Source organism: Candidatus Lernaella stagnicola (assembly GCA_030765525.1).
In the GTDB taxonomy this organism is placed as follows: Bacteria; Lernaellota; Lernaellaia; order Lernaellales; family Lernaellaceae; genus Lernaella; species Lernaella stagnicola.
On the sequence record JAVCCK010000011.1, the window covers coordinates 1 to 7,312 of the forward strand.

6 protein-coding genes are annotated in these 7,312 nt (G+C 63.7%); 2 read left to right on the top strand and 4 right to left on the bottom strand.

The window, feature by feature from the left end; genetic code table 11:
• Positions 1–1,354 (bottom strand): phosphoenolpyruvate carboxykinase (ATP) (pckA, locus tag P9L99_06870; GenBank protein MDP8223063.1); only part of this gene is annotated, 1,354 nt, incomplete at its 3' end.
• Positions 1,355–1,496: 142 nt separating this feature from the next.
• On the opposite strand from pckA, the gene P9L99_06875 reads away from it, so the two are divergent.
• On the top strand, positions 1,497–2,708 hold the full coding sequence (locus P9L99_06875) for an SGNH/GDSL hydrolase family protein (protein ID MDP8223064.1): 1,212 nt from the start codon (positions 1,497–1,499) through the stop codon (positions 2,706–2,708).
• Here P9L99_06875 and P9L99_06880 read toward each other — a convergent pair.
• Entirely contained in the window at positions 2,678–4,339 is a 1,662-nt protein-coding gene (locus P9L99_06880; protein MDP8223065.1) for a hypothetical protein, read from the bottom strand. The genes P9L99_06875 and P9L99_06880 overlap by 31 nt on opposite strands.
• Positions 4,340–4,398: 59 nt before the next feature.
• Positions 4,399–4,551, bottom strand: a complete 153-nt coding sequence (locus tag P9L99_06885) for a hypothetical protein (GenBank protein MDP8223066.1) — start codon at positions 4,549–4,551, stop codon at positions 4,399–4,401.
• Positions 4,552–4,592: 41 nt separating this feature from the next.
• Here P9L99_06885 and P9L99_06890 point away from each other — a divergent pair, with 41 nt between their 5' ends.
• The gene (locus tag P9L99_06890; protein ID MDP8223067.1) at positions 4,593–5,798 is read left to right on the top strand and encodes a hypothetical protein; all 1,206 of its coding nucleotides are present in this window, start codon (positions 4,593–4,595) and stop codon (positions 5,796–5,798) included.
• Here P9L99_06890 and P9L99_06895 read toward each other — a convergent pair.
• Positions 5,795–7,312, bottom strand: a 1,518-nt coding sequence (locus P9L99_06895) for an MMPL family transporter (GenBank protein ID MDP8223068.1), incomplete at its 5' end; no start/stop codon positions are given. The genes P9L99_06890 and P9L99_06895 overlap by 4 nt on opposite strands.

Below are 7,312 nucleotides of genomic sequence, written 5' to 3' on the forward strand. Positions count from 1 at the left end.
CTTCCAGTGCGGCGTGGATCATGGCGCGGGTGTGTTGGATCGGGATGCGGTGACCGGTGCCGAAGGGGCCCCCGGTCCAGCCGGTGTTGATCAGCCAGCAGTCGACTTTGTGTTTGGCGATGCGTCGGCCGAGCAGTCGGGAATAAGTCGTCGGGTGCAGCGCCATGAAGGGTCGGCCGAAGCAGGCCGAGAAGGTAGCCACGGGTTCGGTGACGCCGCGTTCGGTGCCGGCGAGTTTGGCGGTGTAGCCCGAGATGAAGTGGTACATGGCTTGGTCGGCGGTCATTTTGGAGATTGGCGGCAATACCCCGAAGGCGTCGGCGGTGAGCATGATGACGTTTTGCGGGTGACCGGCGCGGCCGCTGTGCACGGCGTTTTCGATTTGACCGATGGCGTATCCGGCCCGCGTGTTGACGGTTAGCGAGTCGTCGTCGAGCCGGAGCCGGCGGGTGAACGGGTCGGTCACGACGTTTTCAAGCACGGTGCCGAATTGGTGCACGCATTGCCAGATCACCGGTTCGGCCTCCTGCGACAGGTTGATCACCTTGGCGTAGCAGCCGCCTTCGAAATTGAAGATGCCTTCCTCGCTCCAGCCGTGTTCGTCGTCGCCGACCAGTGAGCGATCCGGATCGGAGCTGAGGGTCGTTTTCCCGGTGCCCGATAGGCCGAAAAACAGCGCGACGTCGCCGTCGTGGCCGACGTTGGCCGAGCAATGCATGCCCAGCACCTTGCGTTGCGGCAGCAGGAAGTTCATCAGCGTGAAAACGGATTTCTTGACCTCGCCCGCGTAGGACGTGCCGCCGATGATGATTTTATTCTCCGTGAAATTCGACACGGAGAACGCTTCGCTGCGCGTGCCGTCGACTTCGGGATCGGCTTGGAAGCCCGGCGCTTGGATGACCGTATAGTCGGGCGTGAAGTGGGCGAGCCGGCGCTTGTTGGTTTCCGGCAGGAAAAGGCTGCGGGCGAACACGCTCGTCCAAGCGTGTTCGGTGATGATCCGCAGTGCGAGACGATAGGCCGGGTCGGTGCCGACGTAGACATCCTGCACGAAGACCTCTCGGCCTTGGAAATAGGCGCGCAGCCGCGCTTCCAGGATCCGGAATTTGTCGATGTCGAAGGGTTTGTTGTCGTCGCTCCACCAGATTTTTTTCGCGGTCGTTTTGTCGCGTACGATGTACTTGTCGTGCGGCGAACGGCCGGTGTATTTGCCTGTTTCGACCACGAGTTGGCCTTGTGCGCCGATACGCCCTTCATTTCGGCGGATGAAATGCTCGTACAGTTCCGCGGTGGGAAGGTTCCGATGAATGGGGCCGAGGTTGCGCAGGGCGCCCGTGTCGATATTTTTTACCAAGGGTTACTCCTATATGTAGGTGGTACTTCGAACTATCCAGCAGCTTAACGGTGAGGCGTGGATCGCGGTGTGTCAAATTTCCGCTGCGCAATATGATAAAGTGCGGATGGAAAGAAGACGCTCAAGGAGTCGGCACAACTCGATGAAAAAGGTCGGATACTCACTACTTACGCTGTTGTTGGTCCTCGGATTATCCGAGCTTTTCCTGCGCGTGGCCGATCGTGCCTGGGGCGTCGCCGAACGCGTAAAAGTGACCGATTGGCCGCCCGTGGGCGATCGCGCCGGCCCCTACGAACCCCTGTCGCAGGCGCCCGATCCCTGCGATGACCCCCTGCATATTCGCCCACCGGAGCTGACGCTGCGGCAAATCGGTGACAACCCCGAGGATCCGCGTTGCTTTCTGCCACGCGGCCACGCGTCCGGTGCACGGCGCAAGGTTTTCATCGTGGGTGGGTCGGCCGCTTGGGGAGACGGCGTCGAGTATGCCGACACTTTCGCGGCGCGCTTGGGCTCGCAATTGGGCGATACATGGAGCGTGACAAACGCGGCGCGCAACGGCGCGGATTCCCGGTCCGTGATGCAGGCCGTCAAGCACATCGTAGATTGCCAGGCCCCGACGGCGTTGATCATCCTTTCCGGCAACAATGAGTGGCTCACTTGGCGTCACGAGGCCGCGCCGCCCCTGCGTTATCGCATCCACCACGCGCTGGCGCGCAGCTTCGCGTATCGGTATCTCATCGCCGGGTCCCGCCGCGTGCGGCGGCTTCGTCGTCACACCGAGGCGGACTCAGGTCGCGGGCGTTTCGATCCGACGCGCGGATGCGAGTCAGCGGAGCGAATGGAACGCGTCGCTGATTTCGACACTGAGGCCTGGCTGAAGCAGCGCCGCAATTACTTGACAGCCTTCGCGTTTCATCTGGCGCAAATCACCGAATACGCCGCGGCGAAAGGCGTGCGGGTGATCTTGTGCACCGTGCCGTATCGGCGGCGTTTGTGTCCCGCGTACTTTTTGCCTCAGCCCGACGATGACCGCGATGGCGCTGCTTCGACCTATTTTACGGGCGAGGAGCACCGGCTCGCGGGCCGGCCGCACGAAGCGGCGATGGCTTACCGGCGGGCGCGGGAGGGCATGGTCGGCAATCTGGGCGCGGTGTTGTCGATCAACGCGGTCATTCGGGAAATCGCCCGTGGTGGCGACACGGCCTTGGTGGATTTGGATGCGGCGTTTGTGCGCGCGGGCGGTGAGGAGATCGACGCGGACCGCCTGTTCCACGACTTCTGCCACCCCAACCGGGAAGGGCACGAACTTATCGCCGCCGAACTCTATTCGCTGTTCGGCAAATACAATCCGTAAAAAGCCGTCGCCGCGATCTTCTCCGCACCGGGCGGCACGGGGACTCCCGCGGGTACGAGCAGCAAATCGCCTTTGACGGCCGGCTCGCCGCCCTGCCATTCCGGCCCATGATAAATGATGCGGCGGTCCATGAGCGCCAGTTCGAATTGCAGCGCGTCGTTGCGCGGTTCTTCCATCGACACTAGGTGTACGGTCGAGCGGGTGGCCGGCGGATAGCGCCGGGCGGCTTCCGCGACGATCGCCGACGCGGCCCGGTGGGCGGGCGGATGGCGGTACGGAGCCGTCGCCCAAGGGTAGGGTGGCGCTTCCAGGCCTGGGCTGAGGCGCAATGCGTCCACCAGGCGGGCCGGGGAATAGGGCGTGACCGTGTGGTAGGCGAACTGGAGAAAAGCCACGGCGACCAGTCCGGCGATTAACGGTCGCGCGCGTCGCAACTGCGCCAGCCCCATCGCGGTCAGGACCGCCGCTGCGGGCAGCAGGGGAAAGAGGTTGAGGTCTTTGCGCTTGGGCACGAGCGTCAAGACGACCAGCGGCACGACGACACCCAGAAGCAGGAACCAGCGCCCTTCCGATTTGTTTCTGAACGCCAGGACCGTGCCGACGATCAACGCCAGCGCCAGCAACGGTCGCAGCACGTAGCCGCCCAGCAAAACCAGTTGGGTGATCACGTAATGAGGGTGCCGCCACAGCGAAACGTCGGCGAAGCGCGCTGATTCCTTGAAATAGTAGTTCTCGAAAAGCGCGCCGCTGACGATCTGCAGCAGCGTCACCCCGGCCACGAAAGCGAACACCGCCGCGACGACAACTCGTCCCCCGCGACCGCTGCGCCGGTATGCGGCCACGAGCGCCGCGCAGGTCGGCCCGGCCAACGCCAGGGCGATCAGCACCGTGTTGCTCGGCACGAACATGCCGTAAGCCGCCACGACGATCAGCGCTCCGGCCAGCGCCCAGCCCCATATCCAACCGCGCGCGGCGCGCCACAACGCCCACAGCGCCCAGGCCGCCGCGGCCGTCGCCAAAGGCAAGTCGGAATACAGACGCGACATGCCGTACGCGGCGGGCATGAAGGAAAACAGCGTTGCCGCCGACAGGCCGGTCCATGAGTCACGCAACGCTCGACCCAGGCAGAAGACGCCGAGGATCGCGATCAAGAAAAAGAAAGTGTGGACGAACGTGACCGACAAGTAGGACGGTCCCAGCAGCCGCACGAAAAACGACGACAGCGGATACACGAAGCTGTCGGGTTGACCCCAAGCCCCGTCGCCGGGCAGATCGAGCGCGTGATCGAGCGCCTGAAACAGGTGGTTGTGCGGCAGCCCGATTTCCACCGACGTCGTTTGCGCCAACCAGATGAGGTTGGTCGCCACGTGCAGCGCCAGCAGGGCGGCAAGTAGGGCCAGGGGCCGGCGATCGGTCGTTTGACGGGGCTGGATCATCGCGGCCATCATAATTGAAAGCGAAGCGCCGTCCAACAACAATGCCTTGGGGGCTTCCACGGTATGACCGAGCATCGCGCCGCCACCCGCCGCACTTGGATTGCGGTCGTGATTCTGCTGCTGCTGGCCGGATCGCTCAACGCCCTGTGGCTGGCGCAACACCCGTACGCCTGCGGCGGTCAAGATGAAACCCACCACTACCTGCGCGGCCTGCTCGTGAATCAAAACATGTGGGATTCGAAAAGCACGCTGTTTCAGGAGCCCGACGTCGAATGGATGGCATGGTGGCCGCCGCTCACGTACTTCGCCTCCGCGCTGGTGATGAAGCTGCTGGGTCGCGCGCAATGGGCCATGGCGCTGACCGGCACCTTCTTCTGGATGGCGACGTTGTTGTTCGCCTTCGGCATCGCCCGGCGTCTCGGCGACGACCGCGACGGCCATCGCGGCATTGCTGTTTTGGCCGATCCTGCTGAGCTATTCGCGCCAGTACAACCTGGAGATGGGTTTGGTCGCCACGGCGGCGGGGGCGAATTATTTCTTACTCGCCTCGGACGGCTTTGCGCGACGGCCCGCGACACTCGCGTTCGGTTTGCTGTGCGGCCTCGGTCTGCTGGCGAAGATCACGTTCCCCGTTTTCATCGCCCGGTCGTTGATCGTCGTGTTGGCGCAGCACCGGCGCGACTTCGACGCCCGCCGCGGGTTGTGGCTGGCCGGCGCGTTGGTGTTGGCGGCTGCCGTGGCGGCGTTTTGGTACCTGCCGCGTTTGGAGCATATCGGTCGCGCGTTGCTGCTGCACGTTGTGGGGTACAACCGTGAGTTCGGGCCGGGGCAGGCGGAGAGCGGCGCGCCCCTGCTCGTGGACGCGGCGGGCAAATGGGGACCGGTCGGCGTTGTGTATTTCCTCGCGGCGCTGGCCGCGTATCCGTTGTTCCGCGACCGCAAGTGGCTGCCGGTTTGGGTCTGGATGCTCGTCCCGATCTTCGTGTTTGTGATCGCCCCCAGCGATATCGTGCGATTCGCGTTGGCCGCCACGCCGGCGATGGCCGTGTTGGCCGTTGTTTTCGCGCGACGCGTCTTGCGGGGGCGAAAAGTACTGACTGTTTTGGTGATCGTGGCGTGGGGCGGGTTGGCGGCGGCGTCGACGATCCTGGCCTCGCAGCAGATGTGGCGGCTGCCGAATGCAAGTGCGGATTCGGCGCGAATTCTGCGGGCGGTCGATTCACCGGCGCCGCGCGTTTGTTACGTGCAGCATTCCGCCGATACGGACTTCAACGAGGAGCACCTGCGCTTTCTGCTGCGACTACACGAGCCGCGGCTTGCTTTTGCGCCCTTCGGACCGGGCACGTTTCACATCCAGCATTACGAGCGCTTGGTCGACTGTTTCCGGCGGGGAGGGGCCGTGCTCTTTCGCGGTGGCGAACACGACCTTGCGTGGCCGTCGCGCGCCGTGCTCAGGGACATCGTCGTTGGGGCGGACAAGCACGCGTTGCGTCAGGATCAAGGGCTGGCCAAAGGCCTGTTCCCACCGGACTTCACGTTTGCCGATTGGCCCGACACGCCCCCGGACGGCTACGAAAAGGCGGACGGCATTGGGTACCGGGTCGAGGACGGGCCGCCGATCGAATTTACATTGTTCGCGCCGCGCGGCGATTAGAAACGGCGCGGGCGCAACACGACCAGCAACGCGGGCACCGTCAGCAAATCGGCCAATAGCGCCCACACCATCGTCAATGCCGTCAGCGCGCCGAAATAGAGGTTGGGCTGGAACTGCGAAGCCAGCAGCACGAGAAAACCGCCGAACAACACAACCGACGTGATCACCATCGCGCGGCCGGTCGTGGCCAGCGTGACATGGATGGCGGCGGCGATATCCGGTTGCTGCTGCGCTCGATATTCGGCGCGAAAACGAGCCAGGAAGTGAATCGTGTCGTCCACGGCGATACCGATGGCGATCGACGGGATCATGCACGTGGCCAGGTTGATCGGAATACGCGCGAGCCCCATCAAACCCAGGGTCATCGCGACGGGCATGATGTTCGGGTACATGCTGTAAGCGCCGACGCGCCACGACCAGAAAACTAACACCACGCAGGCGATGATGATGATAATCGCGATCGCGAAACCTTTGAGTTGGCCCGCCACAAGCTCTCGCTCCATGTTGACGTACAACACCACTTCGCCGGTTGCCGCGGCGTGAACGTAATCGGGAAACGTCTCGTCGGCAAAGGCGTTGAAATGGTCGAGCCAGCCGCGCAGCACTTGCGAGGGCACCGTCGTCATACGCGCCGCGATGCGCCCGTGCCGATAGTTGAGGTCGGTGAAGTGATCCAACCCGCCGCGGTCGTCGGACATCGATAGCAGCAACAGAAGCTGGGCGACCTCTTCGCGTGTATCGGGTATGCGGAAGAATGCCTCGTCGTCGCCATGCAGGGCGCGATTGAGCAGTTTGACCAGGTCGGCCAGCGACTGCGTGGAGGTAACGCGCGGCGACTTTTCCATTTCGCGCTGCAGCGCCTCGACCGCCCGCAGCACCTCGGGTTCGATCATGGCCTCGTCCCGGTCGGCCTCCAGAAAAAATTCCAACGAGTTCGCGCCGGAAATGTGCTCCTGCAGAAAGCGGAAGGAACTGCGGATGCGGCTTTCCGGTTTGAAGTATTCGATCAGGTTCGTTTCGACCGTAAGCTGCGTCATGCCGACAATCGCCAGGCCGGTAGTCACGAAACTGACGACCAGCACCAGACGCGGCCGCCGAACCACCAGCCGCGCGCACGCCTGCAGCACGCGGTCGACCGCATCGTGCCGTGGCGAGCGGCGCTCGCGGCCGACGGGCGGTTTGAGCCGCGACAGAATCGCCGGCGCCAGGGCAATCGAGATAACGAAGGCCATCATGACGCCGAACGCGGCCAGCAACCCGGTTTCGCGAATCGGCTTGATCCGGGAAATCGCGAGCGACGCGAAACCGATGGCCGTGGTCAGGCTCGTCAGAAAACACGGGTGCACCAAGTGCGCGACGGCTTCGATGAGCGCCTCGCGCTGCCGGCCGATGCGTCGATACGCCTCTTCGTACCGGTTGAGCACGTGTACGATCACCGCCAGGCCGATGACCAGCACGAGCGGCGGGATGATGTTCGTGACCAGATTCAGCGAGCGGTTCATCAGTTGCAGCAC